Annotated in this window: 21 protein-coding genes; 7 read left to right on the forward strand and 14 right to left on the reverse strand. The window is 41.4% G+C overall.

Translation table 11 applies throughout. The features are described from left to right. Nucleotides 1-110 precede the first annotated feature (110 nt). Complete coding sequence (locus Xinn_RS05940) at nt 111-1,004, reverse strand: type VI secretion system baseplate subunit TssF (RefSeq protein WP_099137619.1); 894 nt, start codon at nt 1,002-1,004, stop codon at nt 111-113. A gap of 636 nt (nt 1,005-1,640) precedes the next feature. On the opposite strand from Xinn_RS05940, the gene Xinn_RS05945 reads away from it, so the two are divergent. The 7 genes from Xinn_RS05945 (at nt 1,641) to pcp (ending at nt 8,807) form a co-directional block, all read left to right on the forward strand. Further along, the gene (locus tag Xinn_RS05945; protein ID WP_086954168.1) at nt 1,641-2,315 is read left to right on the forward strand and encodes a helix-turn-helix transcriptional regulator; all 675 of its coding nucleotides are present in this window, start codon (nt 1,641-1,643) and stop codon (nt 2,313-2,315) included. A gap of 110 nt (nt 2,316-2,425) precedes the next feature. Beyond that, complete coding sequence (locus tag Xinn_RS05950) at nt 2,426-3,427, forward strand: LacI family DNA-binding transcriptional regulator (protein WP_086954169.1); 1,002 nt, start codon at nt 2,426-2,428, stop codon at nt 3,425-3,427. 37 nt (nt 3,428-3,464) lie between these two features. Beyond that, the gene (gene nhaC / locus Xinn_RS05955; RefSeq protein WP_086954170.1) at nt 3,465-4,919 is read left to right on the forward strand and encodes a Na+/H+ antiporter NhaC; all 1,455 of its coding nucleotides are present in this window, start codon (nt 3,465-3,467) and stop codon (nt 4,917-4,919) included. Between the two features lie 461 nt (nt 4,920-5,380). Next, nucleotides 5,381-6,061, forward strand: coding sequence for a helix-turn-helix transcriptional regulator (locus Xinn_RS05960; protein WP_086954171.1), 681 nt, complete (start codon nt 5,381-5,383; stop codon nt 6,059-6,061). A gap of 333 nt (nt 6,062-6,394) precedes the next feature. Then, complete coding sequence (locus Xinn_RS05965; protein WP_086954172.1) at nt 6,395-7,123, forward strand: DUF969 domain-containing protein; 729 nt, start codon at nt 6,395-6,397, stop codon at nt 7,121-7,123. Then, the gene (locus Xinn_RS05970) at nt 7,120-8,136 is read left to right on the forward strand and encodes a DUF979 domain-containing protein (protein WP_186435695.1); all 1,017 of its coding nucleotides are present in this window, start codon (nt 7,120-7,122) and stop codon (nt 8,134-8,136) included. Before Xinn_RS05965 ends, Xinn_RS05970 begins: the two co-directional genes overlap by 4 nt. A gap of 23 nt (nt 8,137-8,159) precedes the next feature. Beyond that, complete coding sequence (gene pcp / locus Xinn_RS05975; RefSeq protein ID WP_086954174.1) at nt 8,160-8,807, forward strand: pyroglutamyl-peptidase I; 648 nt, start codon at nt 8,160-8,162, stop codon at nt 8,805-8,807. A gap of 115 nt (nt 8,808-8,922) precedes the next feature. Here the strand turns inward: pcp and Xinn_RS05980 are convergent, their stop codons facing one another. The 13 genes from Xinn_RS05980 to queA all read right to left on the reverse strand — a co-directional run bounded on the left by Xinn_RS05980 (nt 8,923) and on the right by queA (nt 23,368). Continuing rightward, nucleotides 8,923-10,086 carry an MFS transporter gene (locus Xinn_RS05980; RefSeq protein WP_086954175.1) on the reverse strand — a complete coding sequence of 388 codons (1,164 nt, stop codon included), beginning with the start codon at nt 10,084-10,086 and terminating at the stop codon, nt 8,923-8,925. Nucleotides 10,087-10,095: 9 nt separating this feature from the next. Next, on the reverse strand, nt 10,096-12,918 hold the full coding sequence (locus tag Xinn_RS05985) for an aldehyde dehydrogenase family protein (protein WP_086954176.1): 2,823 nt from the start codon (nt 12,916-12,918) through the stop codon (nt 10,096-10,098). A 411-nt stretch (nt 12,919-13,329) separates the two neighbouring features. Further along, complete coding sequence (gene pgpA, locus Xinn_RS05990; protein ID WP_086954177.1) at nt 13,330-13,821, reverse strand: phosphatidylglycerophosphatase A; 492 nt, start codon at nt 13,819-13,821, stop codon at nt 13,330-13,332. Continuing rightward, the gene (thiL, locus tag Xinn_RS05995; protein ID WP_086954178.1) at nt 13,814-14,860 is read right to left on the reverse strand and encodes a thiamine-phosphate kinase; all 1,047 of its coding nucleotides are present in this window, start codon (nt 14,858-14,860) and stop codon (nt 13,814-13,816) included. Before thiL ends, pgpA begins: the two co-directional genes overlap by 8 nt. 100 nt (nt 14,861-14,960) lie before the next feature. Continuing rightward, the gene (nusB, locus tag Xinn_RS06000; protein WP_086954179.1) at nt 14,961-15,377 is read right to left on the reverse strand and encodes a transcription antitermination factor NusB; all 417 of its coding nucleotides are present in this window, start codon (nt 15,375-15,377) and stop codon (nt 14,961-14,963) included. 27 nt (nt 15,378-15,404) lie between these two features. Further along, a complete protein-coding gene (ribH, locus tag Xinn_RS06005; protein ID WP_086954180.1) occupies nt 15,405-15,875 on the reverse strand; it encodes a 6,7-dimethyl-8-ribityllumazine synthase in 471 nt (156 codons plus the stop codon). An 89-nt stretch (nt 15,876-15,964) separates the two neighbouring features. After that, the gene (ribD, locus tag Xinn_RS06010; RefSeq protein WP_086954181.1) at nt 15,965-17,104 is read right to left on the reverse strand and encodes a bifunctional diaminohydroxyphosphoribosylaminopyrimidine deaminase/5-amino-6-(5-phosphoribosylamino)uracil reductase RibD; all 1,140 of its coding nucleotides are present in this window, start codon (nt 17,102-17,104) and stop codon (nt 15,965-15,967) included. 10 nt (nt 17,105-17,114) lie between these two features. Continuing rightward, entirely contained in the window at nt 17,115-17,564 is a 450-nt protein-coding gene (gene nrdR / locus Xinn_RS06015) for a transcriptional regulator NrdR (protein ID WP_086954182.1), read from the reverse strand. Nucleotides 17,565-17,708: 144 nt separating this feature from the next. After that, entirely contained in the window at nt 17,709-18,677 is a 969-nt protein-coding gene (gene secF / locus Xinn_RS06020; RefSeq protein WP_086954183.1) for a protein translocase subunit SecF, read from the reverse strand. A 10-nt stretch (nt 18,678-18,687) separates the two neighbouring features. Then, complete coding sequence (gene secD / locus Xinn_RS06025) at nt 18,688-20,535, reverse strand: protein translocase subunit SecD (protein ID WP_086954184.1); 1,848 nt, start codon at nt 20,533-20,535, stop codon at nt 18,688-18,690. Between the two features lie 28 nt (nt 20,536-20,563). Continuing rightward, on the reverse strand, nt 20,564-20,902 hold the full coding sequence (yajC, locus tag Xinn_RS06030; protein ID WP_086954185.1) for a preprotein translocase subunit YajC: 339 nt from the start codon (nt 20,900-20,902) through the stop codon (nt 20,564-20,566). A gap of 170 nt (nt 20,903-21,072) precedes the next feature. After that, nucleotides 21,073-22,197 carry a tRNA guanosine(34) transglycosylase Tgt gene (gene tgt / locus Xinn_RS06035; protein ID WP_086954186.1) on the reverse strand — a complete coding sequence of 375 codons (1,125 nt, stop codon included), beginning with the start codon at nt 22,195-22,197 and terminating at the stop codon, nt 21,073-21,075. A 70-nt stretch (nt 22,198-22,267) separates the two neighbouring features. Continuing rightward, nucleotides 22,268-23,368 (reverse strand): tRNA preQ1(34) S-adenosylmethionine ribosyltransferase-isomerase QueA, encoded by a 1,101-nt coding sequence (gene queA / locus Xinn_RS06040; RefSeq protein ID WP_086954187.1) that lies wholly within the window; start codon nt 23,366-23,368, stop codon nt 22,268-22,270. Nucleotides 23,369-23,412 lie beyond the last annotated feature (44 nt).

Consider the following 23,412-nt stretch of genomic DNA (forward strand, 5'->3'; position numbering starts at 1 on the left):
CATTTGTGCAACCGCAGTCACAGTCATGTTGTACGGTGGTAGCAATTTAGCCAGTGCGGCAGATTTACGTTCAGGTGAAATACGTGTCATTTTTTTCTCTATCAGCGTTGTTAATGAGGGTGACAACTATGCTGACAGAGAGGGTTGACGACAGGAGCGCAATTCAGCAGAAATGCGGATTCAATTTGAGCGGCTGATAACGGCAACACTGTATTCAATGTTAAAACAACACTGAATTCACGCTGCTCTGCCAATTTTAGCTGTTTTGCCATTGTTGGCAGAGGCAAATTCAGGAATTGGTTAACGTGTGGCAGATAGAGTGATTCAATCAAAAGCTGCGGTGCCCAGTTATCTCCTACAGCTGATGACAAAACCAGCCGGGAAGCGCCTGAACGTGGTTCAAACCGATCTCCGTGCGCTTTATAAACCTGCCCATTGTGATGTAATTCAGCGCCAGCATAATATTGTGTCAGCCCCAGCATAAAGGTATCAGCCACTTGTTCATCACTACTCAGGAACAGATTAATCGGCTGGGTCAACCACTCTTCATCTTTACCTATATAACGAAATGTTAAGGTAATTTTAGTTGTCTGTACCTGATAAGTAATTTCACGTGACACCAATATCAAAGGCTCGATAGGGCATTCACGACACATCACAAATGGCTGCCGATGATGAGTATGAATTTCGGTTCCTGCCGGTATGGAAAAAGCAAAACTCCCCTGTGCCCCACCATCAAATTGCACAATACTGGTGGCTGGAATACCTTTTATTGGCTGCGCTCGTAGTTTTTGCAGTAACGGTTGCGTCAGCTCAGGAAAAGCATCATCGACTTTCTGGCTCAAACGCGCCATCAAAGCGGCAAAGCCTTCATTAACTCTTTCTGCATCAGGATCTCTGCCACTGAGTACATCACCAAGATGTAGCTTCTCTTCACGCGCAGTTTTTGCAAGCTGCCTTAAGTAATCAAGTTCCCACTGATAATAATATTCAAACGGATTCACCACTAACTCCTTTTTCCTTAAAGCGGCATATTACGAGTATTACCATTTCCCTTAAGTAAATTAAAAATGTAATAAAAAACACAGCCATTCATCCTGAAAGATGATTAGCTTGTTAATTTAAGATAAGGCCAATTTAATATTTCGACTTATTGGAATAATATTTTCAATATAAAACAAGGCACCCTATCATGATTTATTAAAAAAGAAACAAGCTAAATAATAAACTGTAGCGGGAATATATCAAAAGAAAAATACAGTCTGATTTTTATTGATATTTAAAAACTATCTGAAATGAGAGGCAAGTCACATAAGGTTATCTTTTTTCCTCCTCTTAATTTACTAAATATAACTTACTGGTTTCTCTAGTTTCATTGCAAAACTAATTTAGTTAAATTAATTACAAGAGAAAAATCTAAATATATAAATAATAATATTAATAGTATTAATCGCCTAATCTTCAAGAAAAACGTTATGTAGATCACATTTAAGAACTCCATGAAACCAATTACATGGACAGCAAACATCCCTCACATTCTCTCTAAATCAAATTCGCTAACCTCCAATAACAACCAAACATGGCTTAATGATCACTAATATATTTTAGTATTTTTTCCCAACTATTATTGAAGGTTAGATATGAATAAAATCACCCCTCAGTTAACAAATATATGGGATAAAAGTCATGAATCCTGGTTTGTAAAAGATAAGAAACTCCGTTTTATATATGCAAACAAAGCATTTATTGAATTAAATAACCTACCTGATAGTTTTGATATCATAGATTATACAGAGAGAGAGTTAGTCACTCCATTTAGAGACCTTATTCATTTATTTGAAGATCATGACCAGAAAGTTTTGCAATCTATGCAGCGGATATCGTCTATTGGAACTTACTTTCAACCTAACACAAAAAAATTAATACCTTACTCTTGTGAAAAATATCCACTAATGAGTGAAAGTAATAAATGTATGGGTATCATTGGCCATATTAAAGAAATAAACCACTTCTCTGTGCATAATTATCTTAAAAGAAATATTTCCACATCTATCAATCTAAATCCTCCCAGTAATGTTCTGACAGAAAAAGAATGGCTAATAATTTTTCTATTCTGCCGAGGAGTCAACAACAAATTAATATCTGAAGAGTTAAATATATCGCGTCGAACATTAGAAAGATATTTTAAAGTAATCTATGAAAAGCTATGCATTAATTCAACCATTGAATTAAAAACACTTTGTGAAAAAAACAACTATGACCAATATATTCCTTCTCAATATTTCAAATCCATCAGTCATAACATTCTGTATTAAGCTACGTTATTCCGTTGAGTATAAACTCCACAAAGGCATTCATGATTATATGAATAAATTGAGATATGATTTAGATGGATATTTACATTACAGGACTATTGGGAATAAACATGGCAACCATGAAAGAAGTAGCGCATCAGGCAGGAGTGTCTGTAGCAACTGTCAGCCGGGTTATAAATAATACAACTTATGTCGAACCCGGCACTCGTGAACGTGTAGAAAAAGCCATGCGTGAATTAAATTATCGTCGCAATTTAGCTGCACTGGCATTAGCCAAAAGATGTGGGAATATGTTGGGCTTACTAACTGGTAATTGGGCTGATCCTTTTTTCTCCCTTTTAGCTCGCGGAGTTGAAAAGGTTGCCCGCCAAAAAGAAGCCAAGTTGATGGTTTGTAGTGGAAAACATCAGGCAGAACTCGAAAAAGCAGCCTTGGATTTTTTAATTAATCAGGGGTGTGAAGCCATAGTTGCGTATGTCAGCAGAATGAGTGAAGCAGATATATTACGCTATGCTGCCCATACTCCCGGATTAGTCATTATAAACCGCTATTTTCCGGCTATCGCTAATCGCTGTATTTGGTTAGATAATATCAGTGCTTCTCAGACAGCTACCAATTACCTCATTCAAAATGGTCATAGAAAAATTGCTTATATAACAGCAGATATACCTATTGATGATAGAAGGCTCCGACTGGAAGGGTATTATAGAGCAATGGCTCATGCAGGTATTACAATAGGTAACGATTGGATTATTAGTGCCCCATTTAACGAAAAAGGTGGAGAGCAAGCAGCTGAAAAACTTTTAAATAGCAGTACAAGATTTACTGCCGCTATAACATTTAATGATGTTATGGCAGCCGGAATGATGCGGTTTTTTCATCGGAGAAAAATTAAGCTCCCCGAACAACTGTCAATTGTTGGATTTGATAATATTGTCACAGCCCAATATCTCTACCCTCCTTTAACTACTATACACAACCCAATTGAAGAAATGGCTCAACGAGCTGCCAATATGGCATTAGACCTCAGCGCCAAAAAAGAACTACCACCACAAATGAATATGTTCTCAGGAAAGCTAATCATCAGAGAGTCAGTTTCTTTGATTGAGTAGTTTTTTTCAACACTCCACCTAAAACTGGAATTTTCAGATGGATGACAAGAAAAAACTAAATCTGGTTCTCGCTATATTGCCCATTGCAGCCATGTTTCTGCTACTAATTATTGGTTATGGCCAACTGAACCTCCGAATAGAATCCTTATTACTCACATCAGCAGTAATTGCAGCATTACTGGCATATTGGCAAGGCTACCGCTGGGATGACATTATTGATGCCATAGTGGCAAAATTAGCCAAAGCAATACCAGTTATCATGATACTGATTTGCGTCGGGGGCTTAATTGGAACCTGGATGCTGAGCGGAACGATACCTTATATGATTTATTGGGGATTAAAGCTCATTAGCCCTCAGTATATCCTTATCGCCGCATTCTTTATTACCAGTGTTATTTCTGTTTGTACCGGAACATCATGGGGCTCTGCGGGAACAGTGGGCGTCGCGTTAATGGGAGTAGCCGACAGTCTCGATGTTTCATTAGCTGCTACAGCAGGGGCAGTAGTTTCAGGTGCTTATTTCGGTGATAAAATGTCACCATTATCTGACTCAACAAATTTTGCAGCAGTTGTTGCCGACACCGATCTTTACGGCCATATTAAGCATTTAATGTATACCACTATTCCGAGCTTCGTTTTAGCAACGATTGTCTATTTTATTACCGGTCATACGAGCTTGACGGATAACACAGCAACACCTGAAAAAATCACGCAAATTATTCAGTCTCTTGAAAGTCTATATCATTTCAATCTATTTCTTATTTTGCCACCAATACTCGTTGTATGGGGAGCGGTGACCAAACGTCCGATAATACCCGTTATGCTGGCTGCTTCTATATTGGCAATTATAATCGGTGTGGGGCTTCAGGGATTTACAATCAAGCAGGGACTTAATTCATTAATTGATGGTTTCAATCTCTCCATATTTTCTGAGCGAGGAGATAATTTCGCCGGGATCGTTGGCGATATTCCCCGCCTGCTTAATCGCGGTGGTATGTCTTCCATGATGGAAACCATCTTGCTGATATTTTGTGCATTCTCATTTGCTGGTGTATTAACCCTCACCGGTTCCCTGACTATCATCATTAACTGGCTTCTACAGGCAGTCCATACTACCGGACAACTCATCGCTACAACCTTAGCTACAACCATTCTGGTAACAGGTACAACCTGTGATGGAAAGCTGGCATTGCTTATTCCGGCAGAACTATTCAAAGGGGCTTATCAACGGATGGGACTGGATAATAAAAATCTGTCCCGAACAATAGAAGATGGCTGCACCGTTATTGAGCCTCTGCTCCCTTGGACTTCTGCCGGTATTTATATGGCAACAACATTAGGCGTCAGTACCCTCGATTTACTGCCTTGGGCAATCCAGTGCTATTCAGCTGTCTTTTTAGCACTCATTTATGGTTTTACTGGTTTTGGTATAGCAAAAATCATACCGGAAGATTCATCAAATAATCAGGAAGGTCAACGTGAACTTGCCTGATTTTAATCAGATTACCCAGCGCTAGCATATAGTCCAACGCCGGGATCATGGTGGGCAGCTTCGACTATTAGTGATCTGTAAAAATACGCGGAAATTAATTTAATTCATCTACTTATTATATTAACTTATAAACTTCCCTGGGGCTGGCAATAAAATAAAACTCTCAATAATTCTATTCATTTTTGGAAACGTTGGAAGCGTATAAAATACTTTACTCAATTCCATTTATAATCGGTAATATTACAATTGAAAATAATTTACTGAATATAGTTTAGTTATTAATATTTTACATTCGCATAATAAATGCAATTTCCGAGAAATGTAGATTTGAAATAATCTCATAAATAACATAATGTTGACTCAAAAATCCCTGATAGGCTTATCGCTATTAGTCACAAAAACTGATAGTAGCAGAAAACTGAGATAATTATATTAATCAGAAATAATGAAGGAATATTGATATGAGTAAGAAGTCGATTATTTCACCTCAAATAATTAACACACTAGCAGCAAGTAATGAGCCGTGGGGGATCAAGGATATCAATTCGTGTTTTATCTATGGTAATAAGGCATTGAATACGATTAAGGGATTTTCAGATTCCTTTGATTTTGAAGGGCTTTATGATCATGAACTTCCCTGGGATGGTGCTGAATTTGCAGAAGCCTATATCCATCATGATCAGAAAGTCATGAAAGAAGAAAAATCCTATGTTTCGCTTGAAACACATATTTGGGGGGAAACAAAATCATTATCGTCTTACTTCTGTGAAAAATCTCCTATTTATCATGACAATGGCGACTGTATAGGGATTATATATCACTTGTGGAAAGCTCAGGATTATTCTTTGACTCGCCTGTATCATGGTAAGCTTCCTGCCTCCATTATGTTTCAGCCTCCAACTGACTTGTTCACTCAACGAGAATGGGATGTGATTTTCCTCTCTTTGCATAAATACACCAGCAAACAGATCGGCAGGATATTAAATATCTCCTATCGCACCGTTGAAAACTATACTGCACAAATATATAAAAAGGTTGGAGTCAGCTCTGCTCAGCAATTAGAAGAATACTGCCGATTGAATAATTTCGACCTTTATGTACCAGAAAAATTCTTACAGCGCGGAAGTCGTATATTATCTTGATTATCAATCATTGATAATATTCACATATAAATTATCATCTCAGTTACTGTGAAAGTATTTTCAATTAAAACCGATATTTTTAACGCCATATAACTCTACAAATGGTGCTAAAAATATCGGTTTTATCTTCTTTTCATTTCCAAATAACTTCAATAAAAATTTCATCCAATCAGTGATCTGTATTCCAGTTTTTAAATCAAACACAGATTTAAATTGATCATTCTTTGTTCGTAACTTATTTATTGTTCAACAACAATAAAACAATAATCCAACAATTAATAAAAATAAGATCAACAATAAAACACCTCATTTATCCAGAAGAGGAAGTAAGCTATGCAGAATACTGTCAATTTTTGGCCCTTAATCGGGATTGCAGTCATCATTATTGGTTTTATTATCAAGTTTAACCCTGTTCTGGTTGTAACAATTGCAGGATTAGTCACTGGGTTAGCTGCCCATATGCCGATTCTCGATATTCTGGAAAAACTCGGCTCTGGCTTTCTTAATACAATGAACTTATCACTGACCATTCTGCTGCCTTTAGTCATCATCGGCCTGCTGGAAAGGCATGGTTTAAAAGAGCAGGCTCAACGTGCCATTGCTCATATAAAAAGTGCTACAACCGGGCGTTTACTGATTGTCTACCTGTTTATACGCGAAGTTTCTGCCGCTCTGGGTTTAATCAGTCTGGGCGGGCATCCACAAATGGTTCGCCCATTATTGGCACCGATGGCTGAAGGAGCAGCCGAAAATCAGTATGGGGACTTACCAAAACATGTTCGCTACCGCATCCGTGCTATGTCCGCCGCAACAGATAATACCGGTTTATTTTTTGGGGAAGACATTTTTGTTGCGTTTGGTGCCATTATTTTTATGCATAACTTTATGCTGAACTCCGCTGGTATCGAAACACAACCTCTGCACATTGCCCTGTGGGGAATTCCGACTGCGATTTGTGCTTTTTTAATTCACTCAGTCCGGCTATATCGGTTGGATAGCAGGCTCGCCAAAGAAATTGCTTCCCTGAGCCATAAAAAGCAGGCAGATAAGGGGGCAATATAATGTTTCAGTTACAGTATCTTTATTATTTGGCAGGCATCATTCTGCTTATTGTGGCGGTAATGTCCTGGCGCGATAAAGCCAATCCCCGCCGTTTGACTACCGGGCTATTCTGGGGGCTTTATGGCTTTATTTTTCTGCTGGGAAACTGGAGTTATCGTTTGGCAGAACGCTGGACCGGTAATGAAGCTCTTTCAATAAAAGCTGTACATATCGGAGTAGGAATTTTAGTGCTTGTGATGGCACTGCTTGCTGGTTTTGGAGGCGTGCGTTTGGGTAATTATCATCAGCCAACACCAGAGCAACGACAGAAAAGTGCAACCCGCCTCGGTAATCGGCTATTTTTACCTGCGCTGCTTATTCCCATCATCACTATGCTGGGCGTTCTTGCGTTTAACCATATTCCCGGATTAGAGCGCACAGTTTTTGGCGAAGGCAATAATACAACACTGGCCACTCTATTCTCCATCACGCTTGGGTGTCTTATCGCACTGGTAATCGCTATCTGTATCACTCGCGAGAAAATTATACAGCCTATGCAGGAAACACGTCGGTTACTGGACGCTATTGGCTGTGTATTCATCCTGCCACAAATTCTGGCAACGCTTGGGTTACTGTTTACCGCTGCGGGAGTGGGTACGGTTATCTCTTATCTGACAGAGAGTTATCTGGCTGTTGATAACCGGGTTATCGCAGTAATGGCTTATGTCTTTTGTATGGCGCTATTAACCATGATTATGGGAAATGCTTTCGCTGCATTCCCTATCGTAACTGCCGGAATTGGGATTCCTATCCTTGTACTACAACATGGCGGTAATCCGGCCGTCATGGCAGCAATCGGCATGTTTTCTGGCTATTGCGGAACACTGATGACACCGATGGCAGCAAATTTTAATCTGGTTCCTGCCGCATTATTAGAATTACCAGATCGAAACGCAGTGATTAAAGCACAGCTCCCTACGGGATGTACCTTGCTGATTGCCAATGTTTTTTTACTCTATTTTCTGATGTTCTGACGAAACAATGAATGGAAACAGCGATGAAAACAATTTTAGTCACTGCTTTTGAGCCTTTCGGGGGTGATGCCATCAATCCTTCATGGGAGGCTATAAAGCCGCTACAAAACAGCCGAATTGCTGATGCACATATTAAAGTTCATCAACTCCCCTGCATCTTCGATACATCACTGACGCAGCTTTACACTCTTATTGATGATTACCAGCCGGAGCTGGTGATTTCCGTTGGATTAGCCGGTGGCAGGCAGGATATTACCGTAGAGCGGGTCGCCATCAATATCAACGATGCAAGAATTGCTGATAATGCGGGTAAACAGCCGATCGATACACCCGTTATCGCCGAGGGTCCTGCCGCATATTTTTCCAGCTTGCCCATCAAAGCGATGGTCAACGCACTGAATATAGCTGGCATTCCTGCGGCAGTTTCCCAAACAGCCGGTACTTTTGTCTGTAACCATGTGATGTATGGCCTGTTACATTATCTTGCACAAAAATATCCTGCTGCTCGCGGAGGATTTATTCATGTTCCTTATTTACCAGAACAGGCTGTAGAGCATGAGAATATGCCGAGTATGTCGCTGGAAAGCATGACTATTGCGCTAAGAACAGCGATTGAAGTGGCTTGGAATAATAAATCAGATATTGTTGTGACAGGTGGAGCGACACATTAAGTCTATCGACCTATACACAATGGATTTCAAGTTGCAGTTTTGTGAGCCGCAACTTGAAATCCATAGAATCTATTGAGTAGATTGAACCGTTTCGAACAATCGATAAATTGATCTTTCATTCCTGATGCGGAACGAATGGCTTTTTCGGTATTAAAGGCGAAAACACAAACATTAACCCAACCAAGACAAGAATAATAATGAATCCTTTTTCATCAAATAGATCCATTGCAACCCCAGTCATTAAAGGCCCTGTAAGACTACCTATCCCCCAAATTATGCCAAATAGGGAATTGATGGTAATTAGTGTCTGCCCCGAATATTTTCTCCCGGCTCTCACCAGTGATAAGGTATAAATTCCACCACCAAATGCCCCCATAATGATGACATCAATCCATAAAAAGACAGAATTTACAGTAAAGGGAAGTGCCAGTAAGGAGAGGATGAAAACTACACCACAAATGAGGTGCATCCTCTGGTGATTAGTTTTATCTGCCAGCCATCCTATAGGAATCTGGAAAATTGCATCGCCTAAAAAAATCACCGTTATCAGGGTAATGGTAATTTTTTCAGGTAGCCCTAATGACAAACCATATAACGGAAACATGGATAATGTCGTTGCATCAAAAAAAGAAAAACAAAAAACACCAATCATAAGGCAAGGAACAGACATAACTATAGGCCAGACAGAGTATCTTATTTTTTCACCTTGTTCGGTCTGTTTTGATAGCGATACAGAAGGATTAATGAATATAAGTACAACACAAAGAAGAGAAAGCAAGCCCAATAAAATTGAAGGAACCAACGAGACAATACCAACGATAGAAATCAATAATGGCCCCAGTAATTGGCACCCTGTAAATACTGAAGCGTATAACCCCAGTAGGGTTCCTTTATGTTTATCATGGGTATTATCGCTAATCCAGGATTCCCCAATAACGACAATGACACCACAAGCAAACCCCATTAAGAATCGAGGAATAATAAGAAAATACACTTGGTTTAAGTAAGCAGAAAAAAAAGTAGAAACGGCCAGTAATAATAAAATAAAACTCAATAAATTATTTAAATTAAATGAACGTGTAAGTATTGGTGTTAACATGGCGGAAATAAGCATTCCTACTGCCGGAAGAGCAGATACTATTCCCATAATAATTGTAGTGTGGTTTTGCCCTGCCAGCTTTAAACTGACCATTGGTAATGTATATCCCATCGCTAATCCTACGAGAGACGCACTCAATATAATGGACATCATATATGATTTATTAAAACTGGCAGTCATTTTTATTTTTTACCCGTTGTGTGGTTCAACCAAATATTGATATATATCCCTTTGGGGCAGTGTACTTCCGTTAATCCTGACACCATCGTACCAGAGGCATGATGCCGCCGGGCCTTGCCCACCATATGGAAGATAACCATGCTCTTCCAAATGTAGATCTGTATCATGGAGAATACTATCCGGCAAGTGTAACTTCTTATTTAACTGATAGCTAATGTAATCGCTTGTACCAAACAAAGAAATATACATAGCATTAGCAGAATAGCTTGGATGAGTAAAATAGTCTGCCAGTTCTTGATCTGAATAATACTTTTGCAAAAAGAACACGGGTGCAAAAAACTCTTTATAATTACCACCTAAAGAAACTGGTTTTTCAAACACGGTCGGCTTTATCATGCCATCTATAGGATTTATTTCTCCACCATAGGTACAATAACTGCGGTTTATTTTAAATAAATCTGCAATTTTTATACTGTGGTCAATATCACTATTAGGGCCTACTATATTATCATAGTCAGAGTAGCTACCTACTTTACCTTCAATTTCTTTTAAGCTAGAAATTAATTTATCTCTGAATGAATCATATACATCATTGTGAACCAATATTGAGTTCGGCCCAGCGCAATCCTGCCCCTGATTGTAAAGTACAACCCGTTTAGCACTTTCGATAGCTAAATCGATACTCGCATCTTTTGATACAACAAGAGGATTATGTCCAGCACCATTCAAAATAAATAAGGTATTTTTTCTAAAGTGTTTTCTAACCTTAACGGCATTTTCCGGGGTTCCTGTAAAAATAACAGCATCAGTTATTTTTACTCTTTGGCTTAAAAATAATTCTTTATCTTCATAGGAAATTGATAATGACTCAGATATTTTTGATAGTTCAATGACATTCTCAAATTTTTTATAATGAGTATGCATCGCGGTAGGTGGACGAATACAAACATTTTCAGCCATAAGAGACGGAATAAAACCAAAACAGACAGAAGCGTAAATAGGCTGATTCAATGGAAGAAAAGATGTAATTCCGTAGATTTTTTGTTGGAAATATTGTTCATTTTTTCCAATATTCTCCAGGAGATCTACCGAACGTAAAATTTCATCTTCCGTGACAATTTTACACTGATATCCAGAGAGTGCATCAATTAATCCACTACTCCGTTTTTTCAATTCACAGGATAGTTCACTACATTTTTGTTTCACTTGATTAAAATCAATCTTACCAAATAACTTAGTCATATGTAGCCCTTGATTTATATCTATCTCTTTTACAATAGAGAATTCCTTTTTAACATTCTCACTTTCTTGTGGTTTATTGATTTCTTTCTGCTTATGTGGATTATTAAAAAAATTAATAATATCTTTACTGTCATTTAACTCCAGCCATGTTTCAATTCTGGGTCCACATTTATCACCAAATAATCCTCTATATAGCAGATTCCATACTTTGGCAGTCTCTCTTTCTGGAAAATGATCTTTAAAGGTATTAAGTATAAAGTTAAACACTTCCTCTTTATAAAAACACTTTCCTTTTTCCATAAAACTTGCAACAGCAGAAAAGTACTGCTCTTCTTCAACTGACACTAAACCTAAATTATTATTTTTATTGGTTTTAAAATAATAATTATAACTTATTTTCAATTCTTCCTCTGATATCACTTCTCCATCTCTTCGGTATAGATCAAGAAATTTCATTGCTGATGTCAGACTGGCAGGTTTTGCAGCTTTTAGTATTCTGGAAATTTTTAAAAAAGAGAGACGTTTTTTATTATTTTTCGAAATATTAACTTGATCATTTAATCTAGGTGATTGCTCTATATAAAATTTACTTGCCTTTTTAGGGTCTTTTGACAAATAAATCTGGATAGCATCTTGTGTAAGAAGGTTTTTAGCATCATTCAAAGAAAATCCATTGCCTTTTGACTTAGATATCTTTTTACCAGAAGAGTCAAGAAAAAGCCCATATCGGTAAAGACGTGGAGCAGGCTGATTTAACGCTCTGAAAATCTGATTAACAACTTTAGCTGAATCAGTCAGGTCTTCCCCATGCATCTCAAAATGAATATTCCTGTGTAGCAGACGCATACTCCAGTCTGCTTTCCATTGAAGCTTAGATTTACCGTTTAATACTGAAATTTTTTTCTCTTGGTCAAATATTTCACCACAATAAAGTTCTTTAAGTTCTACACCATATTCATATCCTGGTTTGTTCACTATCTCATCTGAGGGGATATAATAGCTTATCTCCCCTTTATTCGGATCTACATCGGTAATAACGATATGTTCAAGCACTTTTCCGGTAATTTCAGAGATAGGCATTATAATGTTATATGTTCTTTGCCTTAAAAAACCGGTAGAATCCTTGCATATTTGATTTATAGTGGAAAAATTTTTTAAGAACAACTTAATTGATTCGTTATAGTCGCCTTTTTCATAAGCCAGAGAATTTTTGATTATGTTACACTCTATGCCATATTCTTCCGTAAGTTCAAGTAATCGCATCTCTGCCATTTCTGAAAATGAAGAATAAACCCCGAATGGATCTGGCACTTTGTTTATAGGCATCCCTAAATAATCTATTAACCTTTCTGGGTTTGGTATATTAGATGGTATTTTTCTAAAAGGATCTAAATCGTCTGAAATAAGATAAAAATTAACATTTCTACCAAGCTTACTTAGCTCTTTTTTAACTAAGTTAGTACGAATTATTTCACAAAGCGTACCTATATGGGGAATGCCTGTTGGCCCAAACCCAGCACCAATGTTAATTTCTCTTCCATAGATAATGTCATTATTTATTTCTGATGCTTCTGTAACATGCCACTTCATAAATAACCGACTCCTAGATGAATGAATATATTTTAAAATTGATATAAGTAATATTTTCAAATATTAAAATCAATCGTCAAAACCATAACCAAAGGAAAAAAGAATAATAAATTAGTTGCTGTGGTTTTGGTTTAACCAAAAAAATCATATATACATCTCTATTAAAGTCAATGAACGTCTATTTTCTCTTATTATCATTATTTATGATGCTGATTTTATTTTTTGCAAACTTATTTTTTACTACTTTCTTCATATAAAAAGCAGGCTTTCAAAATAGAAAACCATCAAACAAAAAATAACAGATTATATATGAGAAATAAAAAATCAACTTGATAAAAGATGAGTATAGAAATAAATAAGCCACTGTATACAGTGGCTTATTTATCAACAATACAAATTAAGATAAGATATTCAAAAAGGTAACAATTGATAAAAGTTCAGCGACCAGATAACAATGACCGCAAAAATTGCCGCGATAATGTCATCCAGCATAATACCAATCCCACCTTTGACATAACTATCAAACCAGCGGATCGGCCATGGTTTCCACATATCAAAAATACGGAATACCACAAAAGCGGTTAAAACCCATTGCCAGTTGAGAACAGGTATTGCCATTAAAGTAATCCACATACCGATAAATTCATCCCAGACCACAGCGCCGGGATCTTCTACCTGCATAGCATCGGCAGCTTTCTGGCAAATCACACAACCGATTATTGTGCCTAGCAGAATAGCCAGCCAAATTCCCCATTGCGGTAACTGTACCAGCAGTAACCAGAATGGAATAGCCGCCACAGAGCCCATTGTGCCCGGCATTATCGGTGATAATCCGCTACCGAACCCAGTAGCCAACAAATGCCACGGATTGCTCATCCTCAGGCGGCGTTTTGCATCATCCATGCGTCCCCTCCGTCTGATCATCCTCTGCATGTTCTGATGTATAGTGAGCTTCCTGCGGTTTTTTCTCCGTACTGAAATGATCAAACCCTTTCAGATCCAGCTCAATTTCTTCATCATTATTAAAGTAGCGGATGCCTTCTGATTCTGGTCTGATTTGGCCGATACAACAGAAACTGGCGCCTGTGTGTGCCAATGCCATATTTAATGCACCACGATTAAGCTCCGGCACAGTAAAGCACAGCTCATAATCTTCACCACCGCTCAATGCCCAGCTTAATGCCTGTTCTGCCGTTGCATATTTCTGCACTGCTTCAGAATAAGGCAGAGCATCAAGATTAATGCGTGCACCACATTGGCTGGCAGTCAGAATATGGTTCAAATCAGAAATCAGCCCATCGGATAGATCAATTGCAGATGAAGCTAAGTCACGCAGTGCCTGCCCCTGCAAGACCCGAGGCTGTGGACGAAGATGGCGTTTAACCAGCCAGTTGCGGATCGATGTTTCTTCTATTTTCAGACGATCCTGCAACAAAGCCAGCCCTGCCGCGCTATCGCCCAAAGTTCCTGTTACATAGATCCAGTCACCATTTTTAGCACCGGTACGACGTAGTGCTCTGCCAGCCGGAACCAGACCATGTACCGTCAAGGTCAGACTCATCGGACCTTTGGTGGTGTCTCCGCCAATTAACTGCATTCCGTAATAGTTCAGTTGTTCAAACAGACTGTCACTGAACCGCTTGAGCCAATCCTCATGGACAGAAGGCAGGGTCAGAGCTAATGATGCCCAGGCTGGGTCTGCTCCGACAGCAGCCAAATCACTAATGTTGACAGCCAGTGCTTTATAAGCCAAATCTTCCGGAGCAATATCAGGAAGAAAATGAACACCAGAAACTAATGTATCTGTTGTCACTGCCAGTTCTTGTTTTTCTGCAACGGTCATCAGTGCACAATCATCGCCAATCCCCAGATTCACATCACGTCTGCGGATAACATGGCGATTGAAATAACGTGCAATGAGGTCAAATTCACCACATGCCATAATAGAATTCCAAAAAATGACTGACGATGAGAACATGAGGCCGGAAAACCGGCCTCATGTGTAAAATCATCGCGTTATAATAGGGGCTATTGGCGGGCAATCACTTTTTTTTGCGTGCTACCGGGCCAGCTTTGTCCAATACCCCGTTCACGAATTTATGGCTGTCTTCAGCACCGAACGTTTTCGCCAGTTCAATACCTTCATTGATAGCCACTTTGTAGGGGACATCATCACGAAAGCTTAGTTCAAACATCGCAACGCGCAAGATAGCTTTTTCCACCTGACCCAACTCTTCGAGCTGGCGGGAAAGATAAGGAGCCATCAAGGCATCCAATTTTGTCGCATTGACCGCTACCCCGGACAGCAATTCACGGAAATAGGTGACATCAACACCGTTTACGTCCTGCTCTGACAGAAACTGCAATTCAACATCTGCGATGCTGTTTTTGGATAATTGCCATGAATAAATTGCCTGAACAGCACACTCACGAGCACGACGACGAGCAGCAGGTTTCACAAAATTCCCCTTAATTAAAACTAAAACTTAAGCCTTAATGGCTTTAATTACATTAATCATTTCCAATGCGGTTAAGGCAGCTTCAGCGCCTTTATTACCCGCTTTAGTACCAGCGCGTTCAATCGCCTGTTCAATATTTTCAGTTGTCAGAACACCAAATGTGACAGGAATATTGCTCGACATTGCTACGCTGGACAGGCCAGAACTACACTCGCCAGCAACATATTCAAAGTGGGCTGTACCGCCACGGATAACAGTACCCAAAGCGATAACCGCATCATATTTTTCGGACTCAGCCAGCGCCTTAACTGTCAATGGCAATTCATAAGCCCCCGGAACCCATACTACGGTGATATTGTCCGAAGAAACCTGACCGATGCGTTCCAGCGCATCCAAGGCCCCTTCCAACAGGCTGTCATTAATGAAGTTGTTAAAGCGGGCAATCGCAATAGCGATGCGGGCTTCAGGAGCTGCAACAACACCTTTGATTACGTTCATAGCCTTCCTTATATCTTATTCATATCCGCAGGGGCGCGGATCTTATCACATTCTTTTTCTCTGCGTCTTGATTTATGTTCAAACTTAAATCAGAGCGGTTTGAAACGCAGACGGATATCAGGACCAATCTGTTTTACATCTATCAGAGTGAATTCAGGTGCATCTGATAATTTTTGCAGTTCAGGGATGGCAAATAACCCGCGAGCACCATTTCCTAATACTTTCGGCGCGATATAGAGAATAAGCTCATCTACCAGCCCCAGAGATAATAACGCTCCCGCCAGCGTTGGCCCGCATTCAGCCCAGACTGAATTTATCTGGCGTTTACCAAGCTGCATCATTAGCAGAACTAAATCAACACCTGTACCGTGTGCCGGAAGTAATATTTTTTCTATATGATCCGGCCACTGTTGTTCATTTTTATCAGAGCAATTTACGCCATCAGAAGATTCTAAGTCAGTATGTGCTAACCAACATTGACCGGCTTGTTGAACGACCTGATGCTGTGGCGTTACCCGTTGTTTACTGTCAACAATCACACGAACAGGCTGACGTAAAGATTCCTGCGGATAAACGGCCTGTGTTTCTGCATCCAGCTCATTCCAACGGACTGTCAGTGACGGGTCATCCGCCAGTACCGTCGCACTGGAACTCAGGATGGCGCTACATTGTGCCCGCAGTTTCTGTACATCCTGCCGCGCTATTGGGGAAGTGATCCATTTACTTTCACCTGATGCCAGCGCGGTACGACCGTCCAGTGATGCCCCCAGTTTCAGTTGCAGATAAGGGAACCCGGTGCGCATGCGTTTGAGAAACCCTTTATTCAGCATTTCTGCCTGTTCCATCATTAAACCATGCTCAACCAAAATACCTGCCTGCTGTAATTTATATAAACCGCGTCCGGCAACTTGTGGATTCGGGTCCTGCATTGCCACTACAACGCGGCTGATACCTGCTTCAATCAGGGCATCAGAACAAGGTGGGGTTTTACCGTGGTGACTGCATGGCTCAAGAGTAACATAAGCGGTTGCTCCCTTTGCTTTTTCACCGGCCATACGAAGCGCATGAACTTCGGCATGAGGCTCTCCCGCCCGTAAATGAAAACCTTCTCCGACTATCTGGTCATCCTTTACAATCACACAACCCACATTCGGATTCGGCGATGTGGTAAAACGCCCCTGATATGCCAGTTCCAGCGCACGGGACATATATGTTTCATCAAGAGTCATATAACAGCCTCTAGTCTTGTAGTCTGGCGATCTCTTCGCCAAATTCCCGGATATCTTCAAAACTACGGTAGACAGATGCAAAACGGATATAAGCCACTTTATCGAGCTTTTTCAGTGCATCCATCACAAAATTTCCAATCATTTTAGACGGGATTTCACGCTCTCCCGTCGCCCTAACCTGAGATTTAATGTGGCTAATTGCTGTTTCCACATCATCGGAGCTGACAGGCCGCTTTTCCAGTGCCTTCTGCATACCACGACGCAATTTTTCTTCGTCGAAAGGCTCTCGAATATCATCACTTTTAATCACTCTGGGCATAACCAGTTCTGCAATTTCAAATGTGGTGAATCGTTCATGACATTCGAGACACTGACGGCGGCGGCGCACTTGTGAGCCATCCCCTACCAGACGGGAATCAATAACTTTAGTATCAACGGCTGCGCAAAATGGGCAATGCATATTGTTTCCTGACAGTTAACCGAACAGGAAGACAGTTTACCCTGAAGTGATAATGAAAAACACCCTGTAAGTGAGCACTTACAGGGTGTTTAGATAAGACTGTTTATGTCATTAAAAGCAATGTAATTACATACAGAAAATTAATTAGGGAAGAATAGATGGCTGGTCTGCCCCTTCTTTCTCCACTTTCTGCACAATCATATGCTCACGCTTCATACCCAGTTTCAATGCCAGTGCAGAAGCAACATAAATGGAAGATGCCGTACCGATGGAAACCCCGATTAACATCGCCAGTGAGAAGCCTTTCAGCATTTCGCCACCGAAAATATAAAGCATCACCACCACCAACAGTGTTGTTGCAGAAGTCATGATCGTACGACTCAGGGTTTGAGTCAGAGAAACATTCGTAATTTCATACGATGTACCACGACGTATTTTACGGAAGTTCTCACGGATACGATCCGAAACCACAATACTGTCATTCAGTGAATAACCGATAACAGACATCAACGATGCAACGATGGTCAGGTCAATTTCAATATGGAACAACGACAGTATGCCTAACGTAATGATAACGTCATGAGCCAGTGCGATAACCGCACCCAGCGCCAGACGCCACTCAAAACGGAACCCGACATAAATCAGGATACAGATCAGCGCCACCAGCAACGCCATTGCGCCAGTCTGTGCTAATTCGCTTCCCACACTCGGACCAACAAATTCAACCCGCTTAACAACTGCGTCTTTATCAATATCCGCGTTAATAACCGAGATGATTTTATGACCCAACTCCTGACCTGCGTTACCTGTCACTGGTGGCATCCGAACCATGACATCACGGCTGCTGCCAAAGTTTTGCAGAAGCGGATCGGCAAAACCATTTTTCGCCAGACTTTCACGCATTTTGTCCAGATCGGCGGGCTTACTCAGATTGATTTCAATTACCGTACCACCGGTAAAATCAAGCCCCCAGTTAAACCCGCGGGTTGCCATCGTAACGACGGACGCGACCAACAGCAGCAACGAAATAGTAAAGGCAACGTTGTCCCAGCGCATAAAGTCAATGACTTTACGCCCATAGTTTAATTGTTCAACAGTATAATCCTGTGCCACAACGTGCTCCTTAAATTGACAACTTATTGATGCGCTTACCACCATACAGCAGATTCACGATTGCACGTGTTCCTACAATGGCAGTGAACATTGACGTCGCGACACCGATACTGGTTGTGATTGCAAAGCCCTTGATGGAGCCGGTTCCTACAGCATACAAGATCACAGCGGTAATCAGTGTTGTCAGGTTTGCGTCAATAATACTGGAAAACGCCCCCTTATAACCCTCATGTATCGCCTGCTGTACGGAACGCCCGTTGCGCAGCTCTTCTTTAATTCGCTCGTTTATCAAAACGTTCGCATCGACGGCAACGGCCAGAGTCAGTACGATACCCGCAATACCCGGCATCGTTAATGTCGCTCCCGGCAACAGAGACATAATACCGACAACCAGTACCAAGTTTGCCAACAGTGCGCTACTCGCAATCAGGCCGAATTTACGATAGTAAACCACCATAAACAGTACAGAGGAAATTAACCCCCACAGGCAGGCTTCAAGCCCCTGCTCGATGTTCTGTAAACCCAGAGTTGGCCCGATTGTACGCTCTTCAACAATCTGAATTGGTGCAATCAGAGCACCTGCACGTAACAGCAATGAGAGCTGACGGGCTTCATTCGGGTTACTGATCCCTGTAATACGGAAGTTATTACCCAAACGGGACTGAATGGTCGCAACGTTGATAACTTCTTCCTGCTTAGCCAGAATCGCACGGCCGTTAGCATCTTTCTTACCGCTGTCTTTATACTCCACAAACAGTGTAGCCATAGGCTTCTGTAAGTTATCTTTGGTGAAGTTAGACATCGCGTTACCACCAGCACTATCCAGTGAGATATTGACCTGCGGATAGCCGTTCTCGTCAGTGCTTGATGTGGAGTCAGTAATATGGTCGCCAGTCAGGATCACGCGCTTATACAGCACAACCGGATTACCATCACGGGTATATTTCAGTTCGGAATCACCCGGAATACGACCCGAGACAATGGCACTCTGGTCAACGTTGGTATTCACCAGACGGAATTCCAGTGTTGCAGTTGCACCAAGGATTTCTTTCGCACGAGCGGTGTCCTGAATACCCGGCAGTTCGACAACAATACGATCCGAACCCTGACGTTGTACCAGAGGCTCAGCAACACCTAACTGGTTAACACGGTTACGCAGGATTGTGATGTTCTGCTGAACAGCATAAGAACGTGCTTCACGCAGGCGCTCATCACTCATAACCGCTTTCAGCGTACTGTTACTGCCTGTAGAGAATACAAGGTCACGGTGACGGGGTTCGAGATAGTCTTCGGCTTTAGAACGGGCATCATTATCACGGAAACGAATTTCTACACCGTAATTTTCTGCCTTGCGGATAGTGGTATAAGCAATACCCTGTTCACGCAGTTCAGAACGCAGGCTATCGATATTCTGTTCCTGAAGTTTGCTCAGAGCGGTGTCCATATCAACTTCCATCAGGAAGTGAACCCCACCACGCAAATCCAGCCCCAGCTTCATCGGCTCTGCACCGACTTTACTTAACCAGACAGGTGTCGCAGGCGCGAGGTTTAAGGCCACGACATATTGTTCGCCCAAAGCAGAAACCAGCGCTTCACGGGCACGGAGCTGAACATCAGTACTATTAAAACGAGCAAGAATTGCGCCATTTTCCAGCGCAATAGACTTGCTCTGAATATGGTCTTTATCTAAAACATTACGGACTTGGTCCAGCGTTTTTTCACTGGCGGCGATACCTCGCACGCCAGTGATTTGTACAGCCGGATCCTCACCATATAGGTTGGGAAGTGCATAAAGCAGACCGATGAGGATCGCAGCGATCAGCATCAGATACTTCCACAAAGGATAACGGTTCAACACGGCAGTTCCCTTCGGGAAAATCGGAAAATTAAATAGCTTTCATCGTACCTTTAGGCAAAATGGCAGCGACGAAATCACGTTTGACAGTTATTTCTGTGGTGTCATTCAGGGCAACCACAACGTAACCCGTTTCAGACACTTTAGAGACACGACCAACTAAACCACCAGAAGTCAGCACTTCATCTCCTTTGGAGATGGAATCCATCAGTTTTTTATGTTCTTTGGTGCGTTTTTGTTGTGGACGCAGGATCATGAAATAGAAAATCAAACCGAAGACAACCAGCATGATAATCAGAGAATATGGGTTTCCCTGAGATTGCGCTGGTGCGCCAGCAGCTGCCGCAGCTTCAGAAATAAAAAAACTCATCAAATATCCCTCATTGTTATCGAAAACACTTATTTTGCGAAAAAACAGTTTACAGACAAACAGCTTACAAAAAATGGTTATCGAAAAAATTGTTATCGAAAATCGACAGTGGCTCGATCAAAAACCAACCCAATATGCTACACACATTGAGGCTGGTTAGTCACGCCAAATTATACATTTAACGGTGGAACGGGTTTACCGATCTGCTGATAGAACTCTTCAACAAACTGTTCCAGCCTGTCTTCTTCAATGGCTTTGCGAATTCCGGCCATCAGGCGTTGATAATACCTTAAATTATGTATCGTATTCAGCCTTGCACCGAGAATTTCGTTACAGCGATCAAGGTGATGCAGATATGCGCGGCTATAATTCCGGCAAGTATAGCAGTCACAATGTTCATCTAATGGCGATGTATCTTCTTTATGTTTCGCATTGCGGATCTTGATCACACCTTCAGTTACAAAAAGATGGCCATTTCTGGCATTACGGGTCGGCATTACGCAGTCAAACATATCAACACCGCGACGAACACCTTCGACCAAATCCTCCGGCTTACCCACTCCCATTAAATAGCGTGGCTTATCCTGCGGAATTTGCGGGCAAACATGTTCCAAAATGCGATGCATGTCTTCTTTTGGTTCACCTACAGCCAGACCACCCACTGCATAACCGTCAAAACCGATTTCCACCAGCCCTTTGACAGAGACATCACGCAGATCTTCGTAAACACTCCCCTGAATGATACCAAACAGCGCATTTTTATTACCCAGCTCATCAAAACGCTGACGGCTGCGTGCTGCCCATCGCAGTGACATCTCCATAGAGCGTTTGGCATAATCCCAATCCGCAGGATATGGCGTGCATTCATCAAAAATCATGACAATATCGGAACCCAGATCATGCTGGATTTCCATTGATTTTTCCGGGCTGAGGAAAACTGGCGTTCCGTTGATAGGGTTGCGGAAATGAACACCTTCTTCCTTGATTTTACGCATTGCACCAAGGCTGAAGACCTGAAAACCGCCTGAGTCAGTCAGGATTGGCCCATGCCATTGCATAAAATCATGCAGATCACCATGCAGTTTCATGATTTCCTGACCCGGACGCAGCCAGAGATGGAAAGTATTTCCCAACAGGATTTGTGCACCTGTATCTTTAACTTCTTCCGGTGTCATTCCTTTGACTGTGCCGTAAGTTCCTACAGGCATAAAAGCCGGAGTTTCCACGATACCACGATCAAAAATCAGACGACCACGGCGGGCATGCCCATCCGTCTTTTGTAACTCAAATTTCACTTAACCTCCAGACATCAGAAAAACAGTCTGATGTGATGTTTAAAAATCGTTCAAACCAGCGGAGCTGGAATTACGCTATTTTTTCTTCGGCTACCATCTCTTTTGCTGCCATGGAGTTGCGGTTAATAAACATCGCATCACCATAACTAAAGAAGCGATACTTTTCGGTTACTGCTTCTTTATAAGCCCTCATGGTATTTTTATAACCCGCAAATGCAGAAACCAGCATGATTAATGTTGATTCCGGCAGGTGGAAATTGGTAATCAGGGTGTCAACAACCTGATATTCAAATCCCGGATAGATAAAAATTTGGGTATCATCAAAAAACGGAGCAATAAGCCCATTCTGACAAGCCCGGGCTGCACTCTCCAGTGAGCGGACTGATGTTGTTCCCACAGCCACAACTTTATTGCCACGGGCTTTACAGGCCAGTACCGCATCAACAACATCCTGCGGTACTTCTGCATATTCAGCGTGCATCACATGGTCTTCGATAGTCTCTACACGCACTGGCTGAAAAGTTCCCGCTCCGACATGCAGAGTAACAAAAGCCATTTCAACACCTTTTTCACGTAAGGCAGCTAAAAGTGGCTCATCAAAGTGCAACCCGGCAGTTGGTGCAGCAACAGCGCCCGGACGCTCATTGTATACCGTCTGATATAGTTCCTTATCTGACTCTTCATCAGGACGGGCAATATAAGGAGGCAATGGCATATGACCTATTTCATTCAGAACGGTCAATACATCACGTTCATCATCAAAGCGAATTTCAAATAAAGCCTCGTGGCGTGCCAGCATGGTCGCCTTAACGACTTTAATATCGCCGGATGCTTTATCCTCACCAAGAAGTAGTTCTGCGCCTTCTTTTGGGGCTTTAGATGCTCGAACGTGAGCGAGTACTCGCTTATCGTCCAGCATTCTTTCGACTAAAACTTCTAATTTGCCACCTGTCGCCTTACGACCAAACAGGCGGGCAGGAATAACCCGGGTGTTATTGAAAACCAGCAGATCACCTGCTTCCAGTTTATTCAGCACATCAGTAAAAATACCATGAGTCAGCTCTCCCGTTTCCCCATCAAGAGAGAGCAAGCGGCAGCCACTGCGTTGTGGTTGGGGATAGTGAGCTATTAACTCTTCTGGCAGTTCAAATGTAAAATCAGCGACACGCATTTTATCTGTATCATTCAAAAAAACAGGCGGACTAGTCTAGTGCT

Origin of the sequence: Xenorhabdus innexi (assembly GCF_002632485.1) — a bacterium.
Classification (GTDB): domain Bacteria; phylum Pseudomonadota; class Gammaproteobacteria; order Enterobacterales; family Enterobacteriaceae; genus Xenorhabdus; species Xenorhabdus innexi.